General features: G+C 52.5%; 21 protein-coding genes. 6 read left to right on the top strand and 15 right to left on the bottom strand.

What is annotated here, in order from left to right; translation table 11 throughout:
* Positions 1-78 precede the first annotated feature (78 nt).
* The 3 genes from AC6F7T_RS08560 to AC6F7T_RS08550 all read left to right on the top strand — a co-directional run bounded on the left by AC6F7T_RS08560 (position 79) and on the right by AC6F7T_RS08550 (position 4,292).
* Entirely contained in the window at positions 79-1,992 is a 1,914-nt protein-coding gene (locus tag AC6F7T_RS08560; protein ID WP_500717848.1) for a DUF294 nucleotidyltransferase-like domain-containing protein, read from the top strand.
* Between the two features lie 179 nt (positions 1,993-2,171).
* Positions 2,172-2,432 carry a sodium/substrate symporter small subunit gene (locus tag AC6F7T_RS08555; RefSeq protein WP_500717847.1) on the top strand — a complete coding sequence of 87 codons (261 nt, stop codon included), beginning with the start codon at positions 2,172-2,174 and terminating at the stop codon, positions 2,430-2,432.
* Positions 2,433-2,462: 30 nt separating this feature from the next.
* On the top strand, positions 2,463-4,292 hold the full coding sequence (locus AC6F7T_RS08550) for a VC_2705 family sodium/solute symporter (protein WP_500717844.1): 1,830 nt from the start codon (positions 2,463-2,465) through the stop codon (positions 4,290-4,292).
* Positions 4,293-4,680: 388 nt separating this feature from the next.
* On the opposite strand, the gene tpx is transcribed toward AC6F7T_RS08550, so the two are convergent.
* From tpx to asnS, 5 genes are all read right to left on the bottom strand, one after another.
* The gene (gene tpx / locus AC6F7T_RS08545; RefSeq protein WP_500717843.1) at positions 4,681-5,205 is read right to left on the bottom strand and encodes a thiol peroxidase; all 525 of its coding nucleotides are present in this window, start codon (positions 5,203-5,205) and stop codon (positions 4,681-4,683) included.
* A gap of 98 nt (positions 5,206-5,303) precedes the next feature.
* Positions 5,304-5,816 (bottom strand): universal stress protein, encoded by a 513-nt coding sequence (locus AC6F7T_RS08540; protein WP_500717842.1) that lies wholly within the window; start codon positions 5,814-5,816, stop codon positions 5,304-5,306.
* A gap of 78 nt (positions 5,817-5,894) precedes the next feature.
* Complete coding sequence (locus tag AC6F7T_RS08535) at positions 5,895-8,477, bottom strand: TRAP transporter fused permease subunit (RefSeq protein WP_500717840.1); 2,583 nt, start codon at positions 8,475-8,477, stop codon at positions 5,895-5,897.
* Positions 8,478-8,645: 168 nt separating this feature from the next.
* Complete coding sequence (locus AC6F7T_RS08530; RefSeq protein ID WP_500717839.1) at positions 8,646-9,614, bottom strand: TAXI family TRAP transporter solute-binding subunit; 969 nt, start codon at positions 9,612-9,614, stop codon at positions 8,646-8,648.
* A 287-nt stretch (positions 9,615-9,901) separates the two neighbouring features.
* Entirely contained in the window at positions 9,902-11,296 is a 1,395-nt protein-coding gene (gene asnS / locus AC6F7T_RS08525; protein ID WP_500717838.1) for an asparagine--tRNA ligase, read from the bottom strand.
* A 340-nt stretch (positions 11,297-11,636) separates the two neighbouring features.
* Here asnS and AC6F7T_RS08520 point away from each other — a divergent pair, with 340 nt between their 5' ends.
* Positions 11,637-11,762: a hypothetical protein gene (locus tag AC6F7T_RS08520; protein WP_500717837.1), complete on the top strand. Its 126-nt coding sequence runs from the start codon at positions 11,637-11,639 to the stop codon at positions 11,760-11,762.
* 186 nt (positions 11,763-11,948) lie between these two features.
* On the opposite strand, the gene AC6F7T_RS08515 is transcribed toward AC6F7T_RS08520, so the two are convergent.
* From AC6F7T_RS08515 to AC6F7T_RS08500, 4 genes are all read right to left on the bottom strand, one after another.
* Positions 11,949-14,633: an ATP-binding protein gene (locus tag AC6F7T_RS08515; RefSeq protein WP_500717834.1), complete on the bottom strand. Its 2,685-nt coding sequence runs from the start codon at positions 14,631-14,633 to the stop codon at positions 11,949-11,951.
* The gene (locus AC6F7T_RS08510; RefSeq protein WP_500717833.1) at positions 14,587-14,808 is read right to left on the bottom strand and encodes a hypothetical protein; all 222 of its coding nucleotides are present in this window, start codon (positions 14,806-14,808) and stop codon (positions 14,587-14,589) included. Before AC6F7T_RS08510 ends, AC6F7T_RS08515 begins: the two co-directional genes overlap by 47 nt.
* A 159-nt stretch (positions 14,809-14,967) precedes the next feature.
* The gene (locus tag AC6F7T_RS08505) at positions 14,968-16,548 is read right to left on the bottom strand and encodes a peptide chain release factor 3 (protein WP_500717831.1); all 1,581 of its coding nucleotides are present in this window, start codon (positions 16,546-16,548) and stop codon (positions 14,968-14,970) included.
* Between the two features lie 216 nt (positions 16,549-16,764).
* Positions 16,765-17,652 carry an LpxL/LpxP family acyltransferase gene (locus AC6F7T_RS08500; protein ID WP_500717829.1) on the bottom strand — a complete coding sequence of 296 codons (888 nt, stop codon included), beginning with the start codon at positions 17,650-17,652 and terminating at the stop codon, positions 16,765-16,767.
* 213 nt (positions 17,653-17,865) lie between these two features.
* Between AC6F7T_RS08500 and upp the strand changes: the two genes are divergently transcribed.
* Together upp and AC6F7T_RS08490 are read left to right on the top strand one after the other, a co-directional pair.
* Entirely contained in the window at positions 17,866-18,492 is a 627-nt protein-coding gene (gene upp / locus AC6F7T_RS08495; RefSeq protein WP_500717827.1) for a uracil phosphoribosyltransferase, read from the top strand.
* A 187-nt stretch (positions 18,493-18,679) separates the two neighbouring features.
* The gene (locus AC6F7T_RS08490) at positions 18,680-19,999 is read left to right on the top strand and encodes a solute carrier family 23 protein (protein WP_500717825.1); all 1,320 of its coding nucleotides are present in this window, start codon (positions 18,680-18,682) and stop codon (positions 19,997-19,999) included.
* Positions 20,000-20,089: 90 nt separating this feature from the next.
* Here the strand turns inward: AC6F7T_RS08490 and AC6F7T_RS08485 are convergent, their stop codons facing one another.
* The 6 genes from AC6F7T_RS08485 to AC6F7T_RS08460 all read right to left on the bottom strand — a co-directional run bounded on the left by AC6F7T_RS08485 (position 20,090) and on the right by AC6F7T_RS08460 (position 25,130).
* The gene (locus AC6F7T_RS08485) at positions 20,090-21,097 is read right to left on the bottom strand and encodes a lipid A-modifier LpxR family protein (RefSeq protein ID WP_500717988.1); all 1,008 of its coding nucleotides are present in this window, start codon (positions 21,095-21,097) and stop codon (positions 20,090-20,092) included.
* A 453-nt stretch (positions 21,098-21,550) separates the two neighbouring features.
* The gene (gene cas2 / locus AC6F7T_RS08480) at positions 21,551-21,844 is read right to left on the bottom strand and encodes a CRISPR-associated endonuclease Cas2 (RefSeq protein WP_500717824.1); all 294 of its coding nucleotides are present in this window, start codon (positions 21,842-21,844) and stop codon (positions 21,551-21,553) included.
* A gap of 4 nt (positions 21,845-21,848) precedes the next feature.
* Positions 21,849-22,880, bottom strand: coding sequence for a type I-C CRISPR-associated endonuclease Cas1c (cas1c, locus tag AC6F7T_RS08475; RefSeq protein ID WP_500717823.1), 1,032 nt, complete (start codon positions 22,878-22,880; stop codon positions 21,849-21,851).
* The gene (gene cas4, locus AC6F7T_RS08470; RefSeq protein WP_500717821.1) at positions 22,877-23,503 is read right to left on the bottom strand and encodes a CRISPR-associated protein Cas4; all 627 of its coding nucleotides are present in this window, start codon (positions 23,501-23,503) and stop codon (positions 22,877-22,879) included. The genes cas1c and cas4 overlap by 4 nt, the downstream gene beginning before the upstream one ends.
* A 15-nt stretch (positions 23,504-23,518) precedes the next feature.
* Positions 23,519-24,541, bottom strand: a complete 1,023-nt coding sequence (locus AC6F7T_RS08465) for a nucleotidyl transferase AbiEii/AbiGii toxin family protein (RefSeq protein WP_500717820.1) — start codon at positions 24,539-24,541, stop codon at positions 23,519-23,521.
* Positions 24,534-25,130: a DUF6088 family protein gene (locus tag AC6F7T_RS08460; RefSeq protein ID WP_500717818.1), complete on the bottom strand. Its 597-nt coding sequence runs from the start codon at positions 25,128-25,130 to the stop codon at positions 24,534-24,536. Before AC6F7T_RS08460 ends, AC6F7T_RS08465 begins: the two co-directional genes overlap by 8 nt.
* Positions 25,131-25,426: the final 296 nt, after the last annotated feature.

Below are 25,426 nucleotides of genomic sequence, written 5' to 3'. Positions count from 1 at the left end.
CCCAAATCGATACTGGCAGCTTGTTACACAAGCAGCCTGTCTGTACGTCTTTATCTCTTGACCGACGAGTTGATTTTCATGGGACTTATTCAATCCTTGCGCGACACCAAACCCTTTGACCAGTTACCCGATGCCGTATTTCAGCGCATCAGTGATTCGGCAAAAACGCAAAAATTTCCGCCACAAATTCACATTTTCAATCAACACGACGAACCAACCGGCTATCTCTATGTGATCAAGTCGGGACTGGTGGAAATTGTCGTGCTGGCACCTGGCGGGGTGGAGATGACTGTCGACTTTCGCAAGGAGGGATCGTTTTTTGGCGGCACACCGATCTTCACCGATGGCGGTTATACCGCTGGAGCACGTCCGGTAACGGAAACGCAGTGCTATCTGATCCCGGCCTCTCTGCTGGTCGAGATCGCCGCTAACTATCCTCACATCACTGACTACTTCAACAAAATCGTCTATTCCCGGGTACGTGACCTGTATTCGGATATGGTCAATGAGCATGCGCGCAACACCCTGACCCAGGTTGAAGCCTATCCCTTCAAAAAACGCCTGTCAGAAATCATGTCCACGCCTGCAGAAACCTGCCTGATTGACACGCCGATACCGGAAATTGCCCGCCAGATGACGGTTCGCGGAATTGGTGCGGTATTGGTCTGCGACGCCAACAAGCGCCTGAACGGTATCATTACCGAACGTGATCTGGTGTCCAAGGTCCTTGCCCGCCAACTGGTTAACAGCAAAACCGCCACCGCCGGCGAAGTCATGACCCCCAACCCGCACACCATGAGCCCAGAGACCTTCATGTATGAGGCAACCACCTTCATGATGGCTCACAAAACCAAGCATATTCCGATCCTCGAGCGCGACACCATTGTCGGCATCGTCACCTTGCAGGATCTGATGAAGTATCGCTGTCAAAAATCGATGCTGCTGATCGGCAACATCAACAAAGCGCGTACCATTGAGGATCTGATCATCGCACGTTCGGAAATCGTCAAGGTGGCACGGGCGCTGATGGGGGAGTCGCGTTCTCACGTCGAAACCATGGAGATCATTTCCTATATTCATCACCGCATTATCCGACGCTGTTATGAGATTGTTCTTGATGACGCCAGGCGCCATGGATTGACACCCCCTGATATTCGCTTCTGTTTTTTTATTATGGGCAGTGGTGGTCGCAAGGAAATGTTGCTGGGCCCGGATCAGGACAACGGTTTGATCTATGAAAACTTTCCCGACAGTCGAGGGGAGGAAGTCGAAGCCTTTTTTGCCCCTTTTTCAGAAAAACTGGTATCTGCCCTGGCACGCATCGGCTATCCGCGCTGTAAAGGCAAGGTCATGGCCGACAACCCGATCTGGCGCGGCCGTCTGAACGAATGGAAAAAACGCATCGCCGACTGGATCAAGGTTCCCGAGCCACAAAAGGTGCGCTACTCATCCATTTTTTTCGACTTCATGCCGATTGCCGGTGAAGCAACCTTATGCCAGGATCTGCGCGATATTGTCCACCGCCATATTAAGGAGCATCCGATTTTCCTCTATCACATGATGGAACTCGATTTCAAACATAAGGTTCCTTTGAGCCTGCTGGGCCGCTTTACCACCAGCCGCGAAAAAGAACATAAGGGCACATTGTCGGTAAAAGAAGCCGGCAGTATTTTTATCGTCGACTGTGTACGCATGTTCCTGCTTGAGCAACAGATCGATGCCACAACCACCAGCGAACGCATTGATGAACTGGTCAGACTGAAAATCTTCACTGCGGAAACCGCCGAGCACATCAAGGCCGCCTTTGAAGCCTTTACCTTTTTGCGCTTACGCAACGAAATCACGATGATCGATCATGGCAAGTTCCCCTCCCATTTTCTCAATCCCTATGAACTGTCGAAAAATGAGCAGGATCTGCTCAAGGAAGCCTTCCGTGTTGCGGCAAAACTGCAGGACTCCACCAAACGGCATTTTTCCAAGCAGATCAGCTGATGTGGGTTGAATAGAGGAGATGTCGGTAGAAAATGCGTCCATACCTCCTGCATGAACCCGATAATGTGCCGCGATAAGACAAATCATCCTTTACAACAGCTCCTCGTCCCACTATCATTAGCGCATCTTTATTGACCTGTGAGACGCCATTATCTATTGCCCCAACGCTATGAGGCCCCATGGACAGAGAGCAGCAACTACGTCGTTACTGGAAAGAGACGTTAAGGTACATTTTTATTTTATTATCTGTCTGGTTTACAGCGTCCTGTCTGTTTGGCGTTATTCTGATCGACCAACTTGATCGCTTCAACCTTTTCGGCTTCCCTCTGGGCTTCTGGTTCGCCAACCAGGGCTCCCTGATCATTTTCTGTATTCTGATTCTCATCTATGTTCGCCTGATGAATCGCCTCGATCAAAAATACGATGTTTATGAAGATTAGATTCGGCATTAGGCGAAAGGACCCTTCGTCATGAGCATACTGGCCTGGACCTGGATTCTGGTTTCCGTCACCCTGGTTCTTTATATCGCTATTGCTCTTCATGCCCGGAGTAGATCGACCAGCGATTTCTACACAGCGGACAGGTCCCTGCACCCGGTTCTTAACGGCATGGCAACCGGCGCCGACTGGATGTCGGCAGCTTCTTTCCTTTCCATGGCCGGGCTGATCTCCTTTATGGGGCGCGATGGGTCCATGTATCTGATGGGTTGGACCGGCGGCTATGTGCTGCTGGCCATGCTGATCGCACCCTATTTGCGCAAATATGGTCGCTACACTGTTCCCGAGTTTATTGGTGATCGCTACTATTCCCAATTCGCCAAAATACTCGCTGTTCTCTGTGCTATTCTGATCTCATTTACCTATATCGCCGGACAAATGCGTGGTGTGGGTATTGTCTTCTCACGTTTTTTGGAAGTGCCGATCAATACCGGCGTTGTCATCGGTATGTTCGTGGTTTTTTTCTACGCGGTCATCGGCGGCATGAAAGGCATTACCTACACCCAGGTTGCCCAGTATTGCATCCTGATCATCGCTTACATGATTCCCGCCATCTTTATCTCCATCATGCTGACCGGCAACCCGATCCCCTTCTTCGGCATCGGCAGCAGCATCAGTGCCGATGGCGCCGCGATGCTGGGGGATGCCGGTACCCAGGGGCGCCATCTGCTGGCGGTATTGAATGACCTGCACCATGACCTGGGATTTGCTGAATACACCTCCGGTATCCGCCCCAAAATTGATGTGCTCTGTGTGGTGATTGCCCTCATGCTCGGCACGGCGGGATTACCCCATGTCATTATCCGCTTTTTTACCGTTCCGCGAATTCGCGATGCCCGATCTTCTGCAGGGTGGGCGCTGATCTTTATCGTTTTATTGTACGCCAGTGCGCCTGCAGTAGCGGTTTTTGCCCGCACCAACTTTATCGGCAGTATTCACAATGTCCTCTATGAAGAAGCTCCGGACTGGTTTAAAAATGCCGAACTCAGTGGTCTGGTCGCCTGGGTGGACAAAAATGGCGATGGCCGCATTCAATACGGCCCCGGCGACGCCATCTTCGGCAAGCCTAAACAAATCGGCCATCTGGGCGCTTTCGGCCAGCAGACCGTCAAAAACTCTCGAACCAACAACAGCAACGAGGTTTATATCGATCGCGACATCATTGTGCTCGCTAACCCGGAAATTGCTCAGCTACCCAACTGGGTGGTTGCCCTGGTTGCCGCCGGTGCCCTGGCTGCCGCCATGTCAACAGCGGCCGGGTTGTTGCTGGTGATTGCCTCGGCCATTTCCCACGACCTGATCAAAGGCGTCTTGATGCCGAGCATTTCGGAAAAAGGTGAACTGTTGTGGGCGCGCTGTGGCGCTGCCGGAGCGGTGGTCGTCGCTGGACTCTTCGGCATCTTTCCTCTGGGATATGTCGCCCAGGTCGTTGCCTTTGCCTTTGGCCTTGCCGCCTCGACATTTTTTCCGGTTATTCTGCTGGGAATCTTCAGCAGACGGATCAATGTCTACGGCGCTGTCAGCGGCATGATCGGTGGCGTTTTATTTACCACTGCCTATATCGGCTTTTTTACCTTGTTTTATCCAGAGTTGAACTCAGCGGATTATTGGTTGTTCGGCATCTCGCCGGAAGGGATTGGCGCAATCGGTATGCTCATCAACTTTACCCTGTTGATTATTGTCTCACGTTTCACCGCGCCGCCGCCTCCGGAAGTGCAACAACAGGTCGAGGATCTGCGCTATCCGGTTGACCGCGATCGCGGTGAAACGAAAATCGCCAGCAAGACCCGACGCGCCTACTAATTTAATGGATGGCAATAAATCATTTTGGTTATCCACTTCGCTCCAGCTATAACAGTTAGAAGATCGCGATCGATGCGACTTGCTAATAATCTGGATCCTGCGACTTCGCGCAGGATGACACAGAAGGACGTTGTTGGAAAAAACGGGTGTCATTCTACGCGGAGCGAGGCGTAGTCGCAGAATCCATATCCTGTTTTCTGATTTACTGGAGTCAAATAGATAACCAGATAAATCATTTCACCACCCGTTCGCTACGCTCACTAGAGACACAGGGACACAGAGATAAACTGGTTTTTATGAATTTCTGAGTGCCTCTGCCATATAAAATACCCCTGAGAACCATTGTCCATCAGGGGTATTTTACGAACAACAATGCATTTCTACAAAACTACAGTAGGTTCTTCACCGAATTCAAAGCAGCAATATAATCAGGCTCGGCTGTCACTTCAGGCACCAACTCAACGTAAGCAACCTGGTCATTGGCATCGATAACGAAAACGGCGCGTGCCAGCAACTTGAGATCTTTGAGCAGAACGCCGTAATTCAACCCGAATGAACGCTCCTGATAATCGGAAAGGGTCTTGACCTTGTCGATACCGGCATTGCCGCACCAACGCTTCTGGGCGAAAGGCAGATCAACGCTGATGGTATAAACGACGACAGAGTCAGGAAGAGCCGCGGCATCCTGGTTGAATTTGCGCGTCATGGCATCACAGACCGGGGTGTCAAGGGAGGGCACAACGGTGATCAAGCGCACCTTGCCGGCATCAGTGGCCAGGGTGACAGGCTGCAGTCCATTGTCAACAACGCAAAAATCGGGAGCGTCGTCCCCAACCTTGACTTCTGCTCCCAGCAGGGTGGCGGGATTGCCTTTGAAGAGCACTGCCTCAGCACGTTCCGTTACTGTATCCATTTCTTGTCTCCTTGTTATGTTGTAGCTTCTGAGTAACTTAAAAAAAGTTACTTTATGGCAAGACGCCGCAGCGCGGCGTGCGTTGCTGTCCAGCTACGTTATTTTTTCTTCTTTTTGTTTTTCGGGGTCGTCGGCGGCACGATCAACACCGGGCGATGGGATTTACGCAGAATTTTTTCTGCGACACTGCCGAGAAACGCATATTCAAGCGCCCCCTTACTGTGGCTTCCGATAACAATCATGTCAGCGTCGAGCTGGTCGGCGATCGTCAAAATCATCGGTACCGGCTCGCCGTGGTGCACCTCGACTTTGACCGGATGAGCGACATCTTCTTTCATTAATTCTTTTTCTTCTTCAATAATTTTATGGAGTTGCTGGCTGGTCTGGGCAGCCAGTTCGGCTTCGTTATCCTTATTGTACTTTTCCAGTTTATCGGCACCCATGGCCAGAGCCACCATGTTCATCACCGAGGCGTCCACCGTCGGCATGACATGCAACACATGGATCTGGGCATGAAACTTGACTCCCAGCTCCAGGGCATAACGGATGACCCGGGCCGAATCTTTGCCCAGATCGCGGGCCACGAGGATGTTCTTCATTTTAACTTCCATCGATATATCCTCCTTGGAAGGCTGTAGGGTAAAACTGTAATGTACAAACCATATCAACAATAGCGCAAAAGAACCGTCTCAACCAGAAGCCAGTTGCTGTTTATTGCGGCGGCGGAATTGAAGCAGCCAGATCCCGACCAATGCTCCAAGGATAGGAACATACAACAACTCCTTGGGGGGGCGGTCGGTCGGTACCTGAAAATTCAGAATCTCCTGGTCAAAATCAATTCCGGCGCGGGCCGCAGGACTGGCAAAAGCCACCATATCGACAAAAATTCGTCCATCAATTTCGATGGTTTCGATCCCCAGAGCGGCCAGACGCTCGGCACCTGTTGATTCATTCCCAACGGTGAGCATAATGGCCTTGGTGTATTCGCGGCCACTAAGACGTTCCCCGCGTAAGGTGATCCGCATCGCTTCACCCGGTTCCATATCACCAATCCAGGCTGCCAGTTCTGACGGTGGTTCTTCCATCAACGGCGGATAAATGCGATCCCAGACGATCCCGGGACGCAACAAGCCGATAGCGATGATCAGCAATACCGCTGATTCCCACTTGCGGTTGCGCGTCAACATGTAGCCTTGGGTACCTGAAGCAAACGCAAGCATCCCGACCAGTGCGGTGATAATCACGATCAGCAGATGGAACCAGCCGGTCAGACCGATCAGCAACAACTGATTGTTGAAAATAAACATGAAGGGGAGAATGGCCGTGCGCATATCGTAGGTAAAACCCTGAATACCGGTGCGGATAGGGTCACCTCCGGAGATACCAGCAGCGGCGAAGGCAGCCAACCCCACCGGCGGCGTATCGTCAGCAAGAATACCGAAATAAAAGACGAACAGGTGCACGGCGATCAGGGGGACAATCAAGCCGTTAGCCGCCCCGAGTTCAACCACAACCGGCGCCATCAGGGTCGAGACAACAATATAGTTAGCCGTGGTCGGCAAACCCATCCCCAACAGCAGACTGATGATCGCCGTAAACAACAGCACCAGCGTGAGACTGCCACCGGAGATAAATTCAACAAACTCGGTCATGACCAGACCGATACCGGTCAGGGTCACGGTACCGACGACGATCCCCGCTGCCGCCGTTGCCACACCGATACCGATCATATTGCGGGCACCAGCGACCAGGCCGTTTATCAATTCAGTGACGCCGGTCAGCGGCGCATAATGTTTTCCTTTGGCTTTCCGGAACAACCCTTTGAGTGGCCGCTGGGTCAGCAGAATAAAGATCATCAAGACAGTGGCCCAGTATGCCGACAGCGCCGGTGACAAACGCTCCACCACCAGACACCACATCAGCACGACCACCGGCAGTAAAAAATAATAACCGGCCTGGGCTGTCTCCTTTAAGAGCGGGAGTTCCTTGATTTCTGTCGTTACCTCCAATTCCGGGACCTTGCAGGCGAACCATAGCAGTCCCAGATAGGCCACCAGCAGAATAGGAATAACGACGTAGAAAGCCGCCTCCCCGGCGACCAACTTGATCCAGCCAAGACCATAATAGGTAACCACAGCAATCACCAGCGACAACACGACTGCCGATGAGAAGATAAATATTTTACGCAAAAACGAGGTTATTACCGGACGCTTCATGCCCTCGAGTCCCATCTTGCAGGCCTCAAGATGAACAATGTAGAACAGGGCGAGATAAGAGATAATCGCCGGCAAAAACGCGTGTTTGATGACCTCGATATAGCTGATGCCGACGTACTCAACCATCAGAAAGGCGGCCGCCCCCATGACCGGCGGCATCAACTGGCCATTGGTTGAGCAGGCGACCTCGATAGCACCGGCTTTTTCCGCCTTGAAACCGACTTTTTTCATCAATGGAATGGTGAAGGTTCCGGTAGTTACAACATTGGCGATGGACGACCCGGAGCACATGCCGGTCAAACCGGAAGCGACAACCGCCGCCTTGGCCGGACCGCCACGAAAATGTCCAAGGGCAGCAAACGAGGTCCGGATAAAGTAGTTTCCGGCACCGGCTTTTTCGAGCAGTGCGCCGAACAGCACGAACATGAACACCATACCGGCAGATACGCCGAGGGCCACCCCGAACACTCCTTCGGTTCCCAACCAGTAGTGGGACATTCCCTTGGCGAAACTGGCCCCTTTGTGCGCGATCACATCAGGCATGTACTGGCCGCCAAAGGTATAGATGACAAAGATCGTACCAACAACCATCAACGGTGGCCCTAAAGCCCGCCGGGTCGCTTCGAGCATCAAGACCATACCAATGATCGCCACAATCAGGTCGACTGTCGTCGGACTCCCCGGCCGCAACGCTAATTCGGTATTGAACAGATACAGATAGGCGGCACAAAAGGCAGCAATCAGGGCAATGATCCAGTCCTGAAAAGGAATGTACTTCGACGGCGAGCTTTTAAGGGTTGGAAACGCTGTAAAAGCCAGAAACATCGCAAAAGCCAGGTGTATCGAACGAGCCTGGGTGTCGTTGAGAACAAAGATATTGAGCAGGTAGGGCAGTGGAGAGGCATACCAGAGTTGAAACAGGGACCAGATCAAAGGGACGAAAAAAAGAACCTTTTTCGGCACCGCACCGGTCGGGTTGCGAGCACCGCCTTCGGTTTCGGCCATCACCTTTTTCAGTTTGTCATCCAGGATATTGGTCGTTTTAGTGTCACTCATGATCTTGCCCCTTCATTCCACTAAAAAGCAATGTTCTCACAAATCAACCGTCTGGTTAAAAAGGGATCAGGAGAACAGGAATAACTGTTGATGAGTCGTGCTCCGGATAATCGAACCAGGTGAAAAAAATGCACCGCCGAAGCGGTGCATTTTTTTCGAAATGTCCTATCAGAGCAAGCCTGCTTCCTTGTAATACTTGATGGCGCCAGGATGCAACGGCGCTGAGAGACCATCTTTGACCATCTCTTCCTTCTTCAAATTTTCAAAGGCGGGATGCAGGCGCTTGAAATCTTCGAAATTATCGAACACCGCTTTGACAACGTGATAGATCACATCTTCAGGAACCTTGGCGGAAGAAACAAAAGTTGCGCCGACACCAAAGGTTTTGGTGTCCTGATTGTTGCCACGATACATACCAGCCGGGATGATTGCAGAACGATAGTAGTCGCGCTCGGCAATCAGCTTGTCGATTTCCGGACCGGTGACGTTGACCAGAATGGCATCACAGGTGGTTGTAGCTTCCTGGATGGAACCGTTGGGGTGACCGACAGTGTAAATGATGGCATCGACACGGTTATCGCACATGGCGGCAGACTGCTCAGCCGGACGCAGCTCGGAGGCCAGACGGAAATCGCTCATAGTCCAGCCCAGGGCCTCGAGTACAACCTCGGTGGTACCACGCTGACCGGAACCGGGGTTACCCACATTAACCCGCTTGCCTTTAAGATCCAGGAAGTTCTTGATGCCGGCATCGGCACGGGCAACAACGGTATAGGGCTCGGGATGGATGGAGAACAGGGCGCGCAAGTCCTTGTTGGGACCGGCGGCTTCAAAACTGCTGGTACCATAGTAGGCGTGGTGCTGCCAGTCGGATTGGACAACGCCCATGTCCAGATCGCCGGAAGCAATGGTGTTCAGGTTGTAAACGGAACCCCCGGTAGATTCGACGGAACAACGGATGCCATGTTCCTTACGATCCTTGTTGACCAAACGGCAGATAGCACCACCGGTGGGGTAATAGACACCGGTGACGCCCCCGGTACCGATGGTGACGAACTGGTTGGCGGCCGCTTCCGGGACGGGAGTAATGCCGATGGCAACGGTCAGTGCGAGGGCATACATAAACAGCTTTTTCATGGTTTTCAGCCTCCTTGATCAATGAGTGATAAAAAAGCCCACCCGATGTGAGCGATAATAGATCGGAAACGCGATTATAACACAACACCCAGCGCTGACAGGGCATTTGTTACATAAAAAAGCCTGGTGAGGTTCGGACGGGGCGCATCAGGCAGACACAAAAACCCTCAAGCAGCAAACACCGTTAGAATTATAACCACTAGAAGGACAATACTCAAGGCGTTCAACAATTTAATGATGCGTGACGCAATGGCCGGGAGTCGCCCTGGCAGAAGCCTGGTAGAGAGCTAAAAACGCGCACTGCCTGGAGTGCGGGGGAAGGGAATAACGTCACGAATATTTTCCATACCGGTCAGATACATGAGCAGACGTTCAAAGCCGAGGCCGAAACCGGCATGGGGACAACTTCCCCAGCGCCGGGTATCCAGATACCAGTCCAGGCTGGCGGGGTCGATTCCGTGCGCGATCATGCGCTGCTCCAGCACCTCCAGGCGCTCTTCGCGCTGGCTGCCACCGATAATTTCACCGACCCGCGGCACCAGCAGATCCATGGCGGCAACGGTTTTGTTATCATCATTGCGGCGCATGTAAAACGCCTTGATCTGTTGCGGATAGTCGATGACAAAAACCGGCCCGGCGAACACATCTTCGGTCAGATAGCGCTCGTGCTCCGACTGCAGATCCAGCCCCCAGGCGACGGGGAACTCAAACGCTCGTCCTGACTGTTGCAGCAGTTTGATCGCCTCGCTGTAAGTCACCCGGTGAAACTGTGCGCGGGCGAGCTGTTCGAGGCGATCAATCAGCCCCGGTGCAATGCGCTGGTTAAAAAATGCCAGGTCATCACCACAACGCTCCAGACTCCAGGTTACCAGATAGCGGAAAAATTCTTCCGCCACCTCACAGTTCCGCGCCAGATCAGCAAAAGCCATCTCCGGTTCGATCATCCAGAATTCACTGGCATGACGGCTGGTATGGGAATTTTCCGCCCGGAAGGTCGGGCCGAAGGTGTAGATATCGGCAAAAGCCATGGCGAACAACTCACCCTGCAGCTGACCACTGACGGTCAAACCCGCCTTATCACCGAAGAAATCCTGCGCCCAATCAACCTGACCACTATTCATGGGGGGCTGTATAGCGTCAAGGGTGGTCACCCGAAACATCTCGCCCGCACCCTCACAGTCATTGGTGGTGATGATCGGGGTATGGACATACAAAAAACCGCGCTCCTGAAAAAACTGGTGCACAGCAAATGCCAGGGCACTACGCATACGGAACACAGCACCAAAAGTGTTGGCCCGCGGGCGCAGATGGGCGATGCTGCGCAGATATTCGAAGCTATGGCGTTTTTTTTGTAGCGGATAGTCGCCATCGACGCCGCCTAACAGCTCAAGCTGATCGGCCTGCATTTCCCATGACTGGCCGGCTGCGGGAGAGGCCACCAGATCGCCCTGCGCCACGATGCAGGCGCCGGTTCCCAGAGCAGCCATTGCCGGCGCCTGCAGCAAGCTTGCAGCAACGACAACCTGCAACGAGCCCTGACAACTGCCATCATTCAGGGCAATAAAAGCGACATCCTTACCTCGGCGTACCGACCTGACCCAGCCACAGACACGGATCCGCTGTTGCGCCGCAGAGCTGTTGAGTAAGTCCTTAACTACGGATCGTGATGTCGAAATATACATACCAGTCCTTTGGGTCAGTACCGCCAGCAAACGACTCGATCGAGCAGAAGTCATTACTCCACAAAACGCCCGCCGCGCGATTCAATAAAAGATCCATATTTTTTGTCCACCTTGTCACTAAGCTCGAGTAGCCAGGTGCGCAAAAAATTCAGCAATTCGCCGACGGCGCTTGCATCCCTATCAGCATAATCAGTTTTTAGTTATTGTACAGCAGTAACAAGGTCTTGATACTCCAGCTGATGCTCAGCATAATCAGGAAACTGTCATGCCTGCATCAGCCTTTCTTCGTAGTCAAAATGTTCCAACAGATGTATCTGTTCAGCACCGGGTCGGGAGTCCTATGTCAAGGGACGCGATTGTTTCCCGTTGGGTCATCCATGACCGCTTTTTGTCGCCGTCCATGGCGACAAAAACCCTAGTCAAAGATCCAAAGGCCCTGCGCGAAGGACAGCAGCTGAATAATTAGCAACAGATAAGCATCCGGCATCGCAACAACGGCGGCTTACAATTCACTTCCCCGTTTGTCGCACAGCGCCTCAAACAGGCCATTGATCTACGGAACCAGCCCTTGATGCTCTTTGTCCAGAGCGACGATACCGAATTCATATACCTGTTGCCACCTGATTATAGCCTTATTCCCCCTCTGCTAATATCAGTTGATATGATTCAGGGTCGGCAGGTAAACCTTGAAACTGCTGCCGGCACCGGCTTCCGAAATCACCGACATATAACCGCGATGATTCTGGGAAACAACATGATACGCAATCGATAGCCCCAGTCCAACCCCCTGACCCACTTCCTGGGTTGTATAAAAAGGATCGAACACGCGGCGACAGATATCAGGGGACATTCCTGTCCCGTTATCCCTGACTTCAAGGCACACATACTCCCCCTTACCTTCAATGCGCAGGGTAATCTGCGGATCATCCTGCACCTCCACCAGCGCTTGTGCCGCATTTTTCAACAGAATAAGGATGATCTGCTGAATCTGCGCGGAGTCACAGACCACCTCCGGCACCGGCTGATAGTCCCGCACAATTCTGATGCGTTGAAATTTCAGATGACGGCGCATATCATAGTCACTGACCGCCAGATCAAGAGTTCGCTCAACCAGATCATTAACACGATGACCCGTGAAACTACTCCCCGAAGAGCGACAGAAGATCTGAATATTTTCAACGATTTTGGCCGCACGAATACCAGCCTCAGCAATGGAAGTGATCATGGTGTCACATTTTTTCTGCTGTAGATACGCTGCAATCACCGTCATCGTCGTCCCCAGTTCCTCAGCCGTTTCACAGTTTTTCCTGAACTCCGGCGACAGTCGCCGTTCAAGCACCTGAACGCTTTGCAGAATAACCGCCAGTGGATTGTTCAGCTCATGGGCAAAACCGGCGGCCAAACCGGCAACCGACTCCATCTTTTCTTTCTGGACCAGAACCTGTTCCAATGCCACCTGCTCCGTCACGTCATCGATATGAATTACCGCCCCACCTTCATCGGCCCCGGGCAGAGGATAGATCAAAATATCATAATGGCGCTTCGCTCCGCCCTGAAGCGTATCACGCCCTTCGACCTTCTGCAGGCGCATGGTTTTTTGGCTGGCCAACGCTGACTGCAGTTTTTCCAGAACAACTTCATACTTGACCAGACACAGGGCATCTTTCAACGCTACGCCCCTGGCCTGAAATGACTGCAACTGACATTCCTGCTCCGCCCGGTGATTCCAGAGAATCACCTTCAGTTCAGCATCCACGGCAATCAGGACAGAGGGCATGGAATCGATAATACGCTGGAGAAAGCTCTTTAATTCTTGCAAAGCGCTCTGAGCGGCACGTCGAACTGTGATATCCTGAACCGTACCCTCAATATAATGTACGTTGCCGTCCGTATTATAGACCAGATGATTATTGATCGCGGCCCAGAACAAACTTCCATCTGCTCGAACTATCTGCGCTTCAAAATTGATATTTCTGCCGGTAGCTTGAAGGCCTTCCAGCAAACGTGAGCGCGTTAGCGGATCCGCATAAAGCTGCGTCGACAAATCAGAATAATAATCCATTGCTTCGGCCTCGGATGCATGCCCCAGCATCGCCACCACGGCCGGATTCAAAGCCAGAAAACGCCCATCGAGGGACGATCGAAAAATGCCTTCGGTGGCATTGGTGAAAATTTCCCGGTAACGGCGTTCCGAATCACGCAGAGATCCAAGGCTTTGCTCAAGATTGCCCAGCATGTCATTGAACACCAGCTCGATCCGCTGCCATTCGTCGAAACAGCCGAGCTGCACGGGTGTTGAATGATCCCCCTGTTGAAACGCCTGTAACCGCCGGCCAACCAGCTCCATCGGCTTCTGGACATGCCTGGCAAATAACCAGCGATGACTAAAAAGAACAGCGGCGATCAGGGCAAAGAAGACCGCCAGAGAACCGGCAAAAACAACATAAAGTGTGTCGCCGATATCTTTTCTGGCCGCCCCAACCGCTGTGCTGGTCTGTTGATCGAGAACCTGCATGGCCGCCATAATCCGCTCGGTCAACGCATCAAGCTTATCGCCCTGACCACTCAACAGCATCATTTCCCGTTGCTGTTGCTGTAACAGGTAAGTCATATGGTCAATCCTGGAGAGCAGTTCACGACCGGTCAGATGATGGGGGAAGGGTGCAGTAGTAAATTGCCTGGCGGCGGCCTTGATGGGTTCCAGTGCAGCAATAATCGCCTGATTGTCCAGTGGCTGAATCAACGCCTCATGGTTACGATCGAGCGTAAAAAACATGTTGGATAAGCGCTGGAAACTCACCCGCAACTGCCGCAAGGGGACAAAGGTTTCCATGAAATCGTCACTGATTCGCCCTTTGCCGCTACTTTGCGTCAACATTTCGCTACTGAACAGCAAAAGTTCATCAATTTCTTCTTCCTGCCAGCGTCGCTGCAAAATCGTAAAATTGATCCAGAAAGCGCGGACAAGAAAGGTGTGGTACTCCTCCTGCAAATGATATAACAGTTGCCGCTGGTCAGGGTCAGTTACACGACCCGCCAATTGACCAATGAGCTTGCCAAGTGCCTGCCCCTCGCTACCCAGCAGATCCTGATTGCCGTAAAACGTATTGCGCAAAACCGCCAATCGGGCTGCCAGCAAACCAAAATCGGAGCGATTATGAGAGTTGATCAGAGCCTGCTCAAAGCTGGTGCCAACGCGTTGATCGATGTCTTGATGTATATGTAGCAAAAAGCTGACAACAATCACCGCTGTCAGCAGAAAAATCAGCAGGGAGAAAATGGAGATAAGTTTAAGACATGACTTGATGGAAGTGATTTTTGAACGACCTGACATCATGATAAACCTGTCGCACACAAATGTGGATCGCGGCTAAAAAATAAAAAACCAGAGTAACTTCAATGCTGTCCTTGCGCAGGGTCGGGGTTCCTGTGGCAAGGGTGTTTGTCGCCATGGACGGCGACAACAAGCGGTCATGGATGACCCAACGGGAAACAATCGCGTCCCTTGACATAGGATCCGAAGATCCGGTGCTGAACAGAGACAAACCAGCCATTCCAGCTGAATGTTTTAAGCAGCCCTTAGCAGAAGGGAGCCGACACCAGCCCGGCGTACAGGTCATCCGGCAGATGGACACCACCACGAATAAAATAGCGCCGTTTTGGGAGAAAAATTATTTGTACTCACGTGATTTAAGGAATTCAATCCCTTCCCATTGCTCGGTGGTATGCTGCAACCGCCACTCGCTGGCTGCCAGATAGGTAAGTTCGCCTTCCGCATCAATCGCCAGATTGTTCTGGTTTTTTCTCTGAAACTCCTCCAAACGTTTACGATCAGTCGCGCGGATCCAGCGGGCGGTGGTAAAGTCAACTCCTTCATAAACAGCGTTAACATTATATTCTGCTTTCAACCGCTCCATGGTCACATCAAACTGGAGAACCCCCACTGCACCCAGGATAAACTCGGCGCCATTGACCGGTTTGAACACCTGTACCGCCCCCTCTTCTGCCAGCTGAATCAACCCCTTTTGCAACTGCTTTGATTTAAGTGGATCCTTCAAACGCACACGGCGAAAATGTTCCGGCGCAAAACTGGGGATCCCGGTGAACTTAAGGGGCTCTTTTTCGCTGAAAGTGTCACCGATTTTGATGGTGCCATGATTATGCAGACCGATAATGTCGCCGGGGAAAGCCTCTTCCACATGGGCGCGATCCTGGGCCATAAAAATGGTCGCATTGGCCAGGGAAATATCCTTGCCGATCCGATGATGACGCACCTTCATGCCACGGGTAAATTTCCCCGAACAGATGCGCAAAAAGGCGATACGGTCGCGGTGAGCCGGGTCCATATTCGCCTGGATTTTAAAGACAAAGCCGGAGAATTGAGGTTCTTCCGGAGCAACCAGGCGCTCAGCGGCTTCTCTGACCCCGGGTGGTGGTGCCAGTTCAACAAAGGCATCGAGCATCTCCTGCACGCCGAAATTATTGATGGCACTGCCAAAGAACACCGGCGTCTGATTGGCGCGCAGATATTCCTCGCGATCAAAAGGATTGGCCGCGCCCTTGAGGAGCTCAATATCGTCGCGCAATTCCTGTGCCTGGGTGCCGAGCAATTCATCGAGCTCGGGACTGTTGATGTCGTCAATACTGATGATGTCGGTTTTGCGCCGGTCTTCACCGGAGCGGAACAGGTGCAGCTCATTGCGGTAGAGATTATAGACCCCCTTAAAGCGCTTGCCCATACCGATCGGCCAGGACAAAGGGGCACATTCGATCTGCAGCTTCTCTTCAATATCAGCGAGGAGATCGAGGGGAGATTGCCCTTCACGGTCGAGCTTGTTAATAAAGGTCAACACCGGGGTGTTGCGCATCCGGCACACCTCCATCAGTTTTTCGGTCTGTGGTTCGACCCCCTTGGCACTGTCAATGACCATCAGGGCACTGTCAACTGCGGTGAGTACCCGATAGGTGTCCTCGGAAAAATCCTGGTGACCGGGGGTATCAAGGAGGTTAATCTCGAAATCCCGGTAGTCGAACTTCATCACCGAGGAGGAGACGGAGATGCCCCGTTCCTTTTCGATATTCATCCAGTCACTGGTGGCATGGCGATCCGACTTGCGCGCCTTGACGGTTCCGGCCATCTGAATAGCTCCACCGAACAATAACAGCTTTTCGGTCAGGGTGGTTTTACCGGCATCCGGGTGACTGATAATACCGAAGGTGCGGCGTTTAGCTATTTCGTGCTGCAAACTCATTTGTAGTTTCTCCGTTTAAACAATTAATTACCTTGGTTATTCAGTTCACTCAAGCTATTGATTCGGACTTATAAAGCATTCACCACCAAGGCACTGAGTTCATAAAAAAAACCTGATGCTCTCTGTGCTCTCTGTGACTCTAGCGAGCGTAGCGAACGGGTGGTGAATAGATTTTTCCTTTACTGGAGCTAAGTACCTAAGCAGATTTTTAACCTGTTACTTCTTGGTTTTGCGCCAGCGTTTGTGCATCCAGAACCATTGGCCGGGATCACGGCGGATTGCCTGTTCGATGATGTTCGTCAGAAACTGGGTATTTTCCGCCAGTGCCGTCTCCCCCTCCCCCTTAAGCAGTACCAGCGGCTCAATCCAGATATCATAACGATTATCCGGCTGACGCAGACAAAAGGTCGGCACAATCGGAATCTGGTATTTCATCGCCAGGTTGGTGATGGCCGTCGTGACGTAGGCTTTGCGACCAAAAAAATCAACCGGGATGGAGCCCGGCGGCGAAATATGCTGATCGAGCAACAGCCCGATGGCGCGCCCGGCCTGCAATGACTTGAGAATCCGCCGCGCTCCTTTGCGGCTATTGAGGATATCAGCGCCAAAATGGGTGCGAATCCGATAAAAATAAGCATCGGTGAGGCGGTTTTTCAACGGCTTGGCAATGGTGTCGAGGGGGACGCCAAGGGCTGGAAACACGTAGTGCCCGGCCTCCCAAAAGCCCAGGTGACCGGTCAGCAGAATAATCCCGCGATTCAGCGCCAACGCCGCGTGCAAATGTTCAGCACCACGAATATCGAAAAGATCCGCGGGCCGGTGCGGATCAAGCAAATCCAGGCGCAATGTCTCAACCGCGCTCATTCCCAACTGCTCAAAGTTGCGTTTCACCAGGGCACTCACCTGCTCTGTTGGCCAGTCAGGAAAAGCTTGTCGTACATTTTCGCACGCCAGTTGGCAACGCTGGCGCAACAACCAGCGACTCAAACTACCAATGCCACATCCCAGACGCAAGGCCACAGAGCGAGGCAACGCGCGGAGAAGTGGCGCGACACAAAGCAGAGCCACGTATTCAAGACGATGTCTCAACAGAACAGGTTTCATATTACGTAATTTCTTTCAATTTCAAAAAATACCGACCGGTGACTATAGCCCATCTTTGTCTGTGGAAGAAAGCATCTTGTCAGCAAAAAATGCCGTCATTGTTCCACTCCTGTCAGCCGACCCCGATCGCTTGAAGCTAAATTCTTGACCGACCAGGTCGATCCTTCTATGCTGTGCGGCGATAATTCCAGCCCCCTTCCAAGGAGCAATCCCATGGCCGTCCATGCAATCAACCATCCCCTGGTGAAACACAAACTGGGGCTGATGCGCCAGCACGACATCAGCACCAAGGATTTTCGCGAACTCGCCTCCGAGGTCGCCCGCCTGCTAACCTACGAGGCAACCAAAGATCTGGAGACCGAAGATGAAACCATCACCGGCTGGAATGGCCCAGTCGTTGTACAACGGATTAAAGGAAAAAAAATAACGGTGGTACCGATTCTACGTGCCGGTTTGGGCATGATGAACGGGGTTCTTGATCTGATTCCCAGTGCCCGGGTCAGTGTTATTGGCCTTTATCGTGACGAAGAAACCCTGGAGCCGGTCAGCTACTTTAAAAAATTGACCAGCTCGATGGAGGATCGCACCGCGCTGATTCTCGACCCGATGCTGGCCACCGGCGGCTCCCTGGTCGCTTGCATCGATATGCTTAAACAGGCCGGCTGCACCAGTATTCGCGGGCTGTTTCTGGTCGCGGTCCCGGAAGGCTTAGAACGGATCAGCAAAGCTCACCCCGATGTCGACATTTATGTCGCTTCTATCGATGAGCGCCTCAATGAAAACGGCTACATCCTCCCCGGCCTTGGCGATGCCGGCGACAAAATTTTCGGCACCAAGTAAGCTGCTATCGCAAAAAAACATCAGGTTGGATGGCTAAGCTAAAAGCGCCATATGCAAGGCGCGCCATTGTTGAACAATGAGGCGCACTAACCAACGTCGAAGCAGTGAGACGATGGCGGCAACGCAACAGTTAGTGAGATTTTGCGACGCCGTCGAGTAAATTCTCTTACCCATTCAGGAGCCCATAATGAAAAAAACCCACGCCCCCACTGACTACCATTTTCGCCTGCAAGATGGTCTGCTCGGCGCCCAGATGCTGTTTGTCGCCTTCGGTGCCCTGGTTCTGGTTCCCCTGCTGACTGGACTTGATGCCAATGTTGCCCTGTTTACCGCCGGGGTCGGCACCCTGATTTTTCAGATTATCACCCGCGGCAAGGTGCCGGTCTTTCTCGCCTCCAGCTTCGCCTTCATCGCACCGATCATCTATGGCGTCGGACAATGGGGAATTGCCGGTACCATGTGTGGTTTAATGGCAGCCGGGGCGCTCTATATTGTCTTGAGTATTATCGTGCGCATCTTCGGCAGCGGCATCCTCCATCGGGTTTTGCCTCCCGTGGTCGTCGGCCCGGTCATTATGGTCATCGGCCTGGTCCTGGCCCCGGTTGCCATCCACATGGCTTCAGGGCGCACCGGTGACGGCAGCGCCTGGCTGGTCCCGGAAACCACCGCCTACATCATTGCCGGTGTTGCCTTAACGGTGACGGTGCTGGTGTCATTGCTGGGACGCGGCATGTTCCGCCTGATTCCCATTCTCAGTGGAATTATCGCCGGCTATATTGCATCGCTGTTTCTCGACCTGACCGGGCTGACGGCTTCGCTGCAGGCGTCCTTTCATCCGGGTGATCTCCCCAACTGGACGGCCCCGGCCCTGATCTCCATGCAGAAGGCCATCGAGGCTCCCTGGCTGGCAATCCCCAATTTCACCATGCCGGTGTGGAATCTGGAAGCCATCATCTTTATTGTGCCCATTGCCCTGGCGCCGGCCATTGAACATTTCGGCGATGTCATGGCCATCGGTGGTATCACCGGCAAGGACTACGTGCGCGACCCCGGCATCCAGAACACCCTGCTCGGTGACGGCGTTGCTACCAGTGTTGCCGCCCTTCTCGGTGGCCCGCCCAACACCACCTACTCCGAAGTGTCCGGCGCTGTCGCCCTGACCCGCTCATTTAACCCGGCCATCATGACCTGGGCCGCTCTTGCGGCTATCATTCTGGCTTTTGTCGGCAAGCTCGGTGGCCTGTTAAGCACCATCCCGGTACCGGTCATGGGCGGCATCATGGTTCTATTGTTTGGTGCCATCGCCGTTATCGGTATCGGCACCCTGGTGCGTGCCGGTACCGATCTGATGCAACCCCGCAACATGGCCATTGTCGCCATTATCCTGGTGTTCGGCATCGGCGGCATGACCTTCGATCTGGCCATCGTCAAACTCGGCGGCATCGGCCTGGCCGGTATCATCGGCGTCGTGCTCAACCTGATCCTGCCCTATGGGGCTCATGAGTGATGTTTTTCCTGGCGGGGTGTTGAAAAGCGACATCTTTCAACATCCCGCTGTTTGCAGCAATGATGCTCTTCCAGCGAAAAAATCAGCAGATTAAAACTGTATCGAGATATTGATTGAGCCAAAATTATCTCTTGTCTCCTGGGTCTTGAACTCGCGGGAGCGCAAGACGTGGGTATAGCTCAACCTGATACGATTCCAGAGAATCACCCCGCCAAACTGCAGATCACTTACCAGCGGCTCTTTATCAACACTGCGGCTGTTGCGAAAGCTGTTACCATCCAGAAAAATATTGCGCACCACCACCCGCCCCTCAACCCCGGCGAACAAATACCAACCGACATTAACTGCCGGCACTAAATGACTGGTACCCGGCAACCCGGGCTGAATCCTGGGAGGGCCATAATCAACAGGCAGATTACTCCCGTAACGCAGGGTAAGCCCACCATTCCCATAGGTCAGCACATTGCCCAGGGTCATCCCGACATGAGGCGTCAGATCAAGCTGCCTGCCTGCAACGGGCCGAGTGGCCAACGCGCGCCAGCTACGCTGCCAGCTGAGCATCAACCCCGGCTCATTATGCAACTGATGATCCCACCCCTGGGGAAGTTGCGACCCGACCAGTTGATGAATCACCTTCTGGGTTTGCTCACCCAGGGCCGCCGGGCCCACAACCCCGCCGGTCAGAACCAGCTGATCAAGTTGGCGCCCGGCCTCAACGCTGAGGCTGATGCTACAATAAAGCCATCCCGCATAAGGGTGCGAATCCGGCGAAGGAACTTCCTGAGAAATGTCGTTGGAGGTGAACATGCTCTGGCCGATGGAATACCCGTGCAGCACCTCGCCATGACGAGGGAACCAGGGGACGGCCCGGGCAACTTTAATCGCCCAGTCAGGGGTTTGGCTGGAAGCCGGAATCCAACTGACGCGAATTCCGTTGGTATAGTGCACGTCACTATTATTAAAAACATCATTCTCGTATACAAAACTCAAGGTGCTGTGCTGTGCTGCTGACCCTTCAGCCGCCAGAGAAGTGTCCGTCCACGCTAAAAGCATCAGGATCATTAACGGGAAAATTATCGCATGGAAGATTCGCAACATCACTCTCAGACACCTGACCCAGAGAAAAACACGCCGCATCTTAACAGGTGAACAAGCTAATGCAACAAAAGATGTGGAAGGCGGGAGGGTCGTTTCCGGTGGGGGGACGATTTAAGAGCCACCAAGACACAAAAGGCACGAAGTTTCAATCTTCTGCCGGGTGTTACCCCGGCCGCGACCCAACAGCCCTAGCACGTCGGTGCCGTGGACAAATGTTTCAATCCACGCCCCCGCGCGGGGGGGCGACAGCAATTCAAATACCCATTAATAATGAGGTTGTTTCCGGCAAATATCAAGATCCCGAGAACCAGACTGCGAACATGAAAGTACTCCCATTGCCAAATTTGTCTCCCGAACTGCCACGCTGTTCAAGTACAATCATAATGTTAAATATCAACCGCGCGAACCTTCCACAGAAATCATGTCAGGAGGGGGTTCGCAAACCCTTCCGGACTACACCACCAGGACATCCTCCTCAATATTCTTGATCTCCTTTGCGCCGAAATGCTCCACTCTTCTGCTCCAATTGGCCCCCAAATAATAATACCGGAGACTGTCGGACTTGGGATCGACCTCCTTCTCCAGATCATTTTTGAGAATAGTCCATTGTCCGGGATCGACAACGCATTCAAATACGGAAAATTGGACACGCTGACCGAAATCCTCGCATCGTTTGGCCACCCTCCGCAGACGCTTGGCGCCTCCTTCCTCCGATGTTTTGACATCATAACTGACAACAACCATCATCGCGTTACCTCCAGAAAAAAGCCGGATAGCCGTCTATGTCTCCCCTGATATGACGGGCCAACAAAAGAGCCTGGGTATAGAAAAGGAGTCCTATCTTGACTTCCTCTCCGAAGAAAGGATGAACAACCTCCTCCTGTTTTCTCTGCTGATACGCGGTAACGACTTCCTTTCTCGTCTTTTCGTCCATCATCACCGCACCGGATTCAGACAGATCGAATCCCCTGCTGTTCACCTGCTCCCGGTTTATCAGACTGAGGACCAACCGATCGCCTATGACTGAGCGGAATTCCTCCATCAAATCGAGGGCCAGTCCGGGCCTTCCGGGCCTGTCCTTATGAAGGAATCCCACGCAGGGATCGAGACCTACAGTCTCCAGTGCCGAACGCGCGTCATGCGCCATAAGGGTATAGACAAAGGAAAGCAGGCAATTCACCTTATCCCGGGGAGGCCTTCTGTTCCTTCCGTCGAACCGGAACTCTTCTTTCTGACTGATAATCAGATGATCGAAAACATCGAAATACGCGACTGCCGCCTCTCCTTCGATACCCCGCATTGTGTCCACAGAGTCCGCCTTGAGTACGGCCTCTAAAGAAGCATCCAGACGCGCAGAACAGTTTTTCAGTGCTTCTCCGTCCAACTTGTCCGGGTGATCCCGTAAGGCTCTCCGGACTATCGTCCGTCCGTTGGCAAACTTGCCCGAAAGAAAACATTTCGTGATATGAGCACAAGCGGCTTCATCGTCCGCCTTCCGGTATTGTTCCCTTCTGAGAAGGACATTGCCGGAAACCTTCCCCTGTATCCGGGCCAGAAAGCGGCCTGTCTCCGTCAGATAGGATATTCCGATGTTGCTTTCTGCGCACGCGGCCATCAGGTACGGGCTCATGGAAATTTGTCCAAAACAGACGATTCCTCCGAGATTATGAAGCGGGAGCCGGATCTTCACTTCGTCACCCTTTTTAACGACAACAGTTTCGCCCTCTTTATGGAGATATGACTCGGGCGTCATGACAAAAAGAGTGTTCAGCAGTTTTTTCATTCCCTAACCTGTCCTTCCAGATAGGCGTCGATTGAAAACTTCTTCTCAAGCCGTACCGGCAGACAAAGGTCCGCGAGAGAACAAAACTTGCACTTTCTTTCAAAGACCGGCGAAGGTGTGATCCCCTCCCTGATAAACCCGTGCAATTCAGCGATCTGTTTTTCCGTAGCTTGCCGGAGTTCCGGGCCGATATCGACATCATGTCTGTGCCAGGTCTTTCCGTAGAAGACCGCGCCTTTCGGAACAGAGACGCCGGTCATTTCTTCCAGGCAGAGAGCCTGGGCGGTCAGTTGTATCAGATCACAATCATCGATTTTAGGTTTACCTCTTTTATACTCGACAGGGAATACGGTCAATCCCCCCTGTTCATCCCTGCCGAATTCCACAACATCAGCTTTCCCGGTCAGACAGAGACGATCTGAAGCAAGCGCGAGCCCCCTCTCGATCCGCTTCCCGAATCTTTTCTCATCTCCCTGCTCATGGACATGTTCGTGCATCACTCGTCCAGCAGCGGTAAAATAGTTCTCCTGCCATGCCTGCTCAATATGGATGAGAGCGCACTGCCTCCGGCAGAAAGAAAAATGCTGAAGTGCAGAGATGGCGATGTATTCGGTGTCGTCCATAGAGCAGTTCCAGCCTCACCCTGTATAATTGATCTTTCTTTCGAGTGCCCTTAAACCTTCCGTGATTTCCTCCCATGACGGCGGCTCACGGGTGAACATCGACCGCATCAGAAAATAATCCCGCTTCAACGCTCCGAGCTTGCCCGAATCCGGAAGAAGACTAAAAGTGCCCGGCTTCGCGGACTCGTACTGCGCCCATCCGGAACGGAATAGTACACTCTTATGCGCGACCACCTGTCTGAGCAAATCCGGGCGGAGCAGAGCTCTTTTACCGGCGGGATGTTCGGACAACATATATAAATCGTAATAATGACGCGCCAGTCTTTCCCGGATCACCCCGCTTCCGGGACGATGATGCTCCGCGTGAAGAATCGTGGCTTTCTCCCAGAAGGTCCGTTCAGCGTCGAGCGTTCTGACATTGAAAGATGCGTACTCACCACACAATTCAGGGAAATGTTCGGCGGTAATAGGAGAGACCATCCTGTTGCCGGAAGGCCAAGTCTCTCCCCGAACCCCGAATTCCAGTCTGATGACAGGACGGAGATACCCGCCCAAAGGTCTTGTCACACCTTCCGGATAAGCGAACAGAACAGTCATGCTATCTTTGTCGTCCGAAGCGATGGTCCATCCCTTCTTTCCAATCTGTTCTCCTGCACACGAGCGTAAATTTCCAAGGAAAATATCCTTGACAATGACTTCACCCTCTGCTACCAGGGAACCGATGCGTCGATCAGCCTCGCTTCGGCTGATTCCCTCCTCCAGTGGTGAAAGGAACGGAGATTCCCCCGTCAATTCGAGCGTTAGATCCACATCCTCAGAAAACCGGTCTATGATCTGAAACGCTTTGGAGAGCGATGTCCCTCCCTTGAAAACCAAAGGGTATCGCAGAGTCATTTCATGGAACAGCCCATAGAGAACCCGACAGACCCAGAAATCTTTTTCAATGACATCGGGCGACAACTCTGATTTTCCTGCTTCAGAAACCTTCCTGAATATTTCCGCTCTCTCTTCCGGATCGGCTGAAATTATCCTATCCATTCCGTCCTCCGAATTCAACCTGTTGCAGGAAAGCCCTGACCCAACGGGGCCGGATATCCTTTCCCTTCATGATAAAAGCCTTTTCTTTGGCTGGCAAGCGCCGGAGAATTGTTTTCAGCCGCTCCGCGTCGATATATTCTTTTCCCATGAAACGGACTGCCTGAACGATCCAGGGGAGAGTCTTTCCGGGAGTATCGAATACGATTCCGGACCGGGGAAGCAACAGCGTCTTGATTCCGTCAATCGTCACGGTTCGCCTTCGTCCACTGGTAAAATACAGTCTTCTCATAGGCACCTGGTTCGAAAGACCAAGCCGGTTGGCAGTTACGGCTCCGGAAGGGAAGATTCTCACTCCGTTCTTTCTCGCCCATTCCTGCAACGCATCGTCGAATCGGGGATGTATGGGTTCACCGGACAGCCCTATATTGCCCGGTAAAGCGTATACTCCAGAATGAATGCGTATGAGCCGCTTTTGCCTTACCAGACGGGACAACGCTTGTCTGACGCTGTCGGAACGGCCCAAGTCGGTAAAGTCGGCTATACCTGCCATTCCATTCTTTGAGGCGGCTATCCGGTTCAGAATTTTCATCTTGACAGGGTCTTTAACTTTCATGATACAATGTCACATATTGGTATACATTTTTGTGACATTAACTCCTTTTATTGATTACTATAATAGCAATTAAGTCCAAAAGTACAGTCTTGTCAAATTGCGATAACTTCTACTCCTGCTGGTCCTGCCTGGGAGCTTGTCCATCGGTTAGTTGAAAATCGGTTTTCCGATTTTCATTCCGATATTACGCAACCTCCTCCGATCCGGCAACTTTTCCGAATCTTTGTCTCTGATCCTTCCGCATAGCCTCCTTCAGGTCCGGTAGATACTTG

The sequence above is a fragment of the Pelovirga sp. genome (assembly GCF_059864205.1).
Note: the sequence above shows the minus strand (reverse complement) of the source record. Positions and strands in the feature narration are given on the sequence as shown.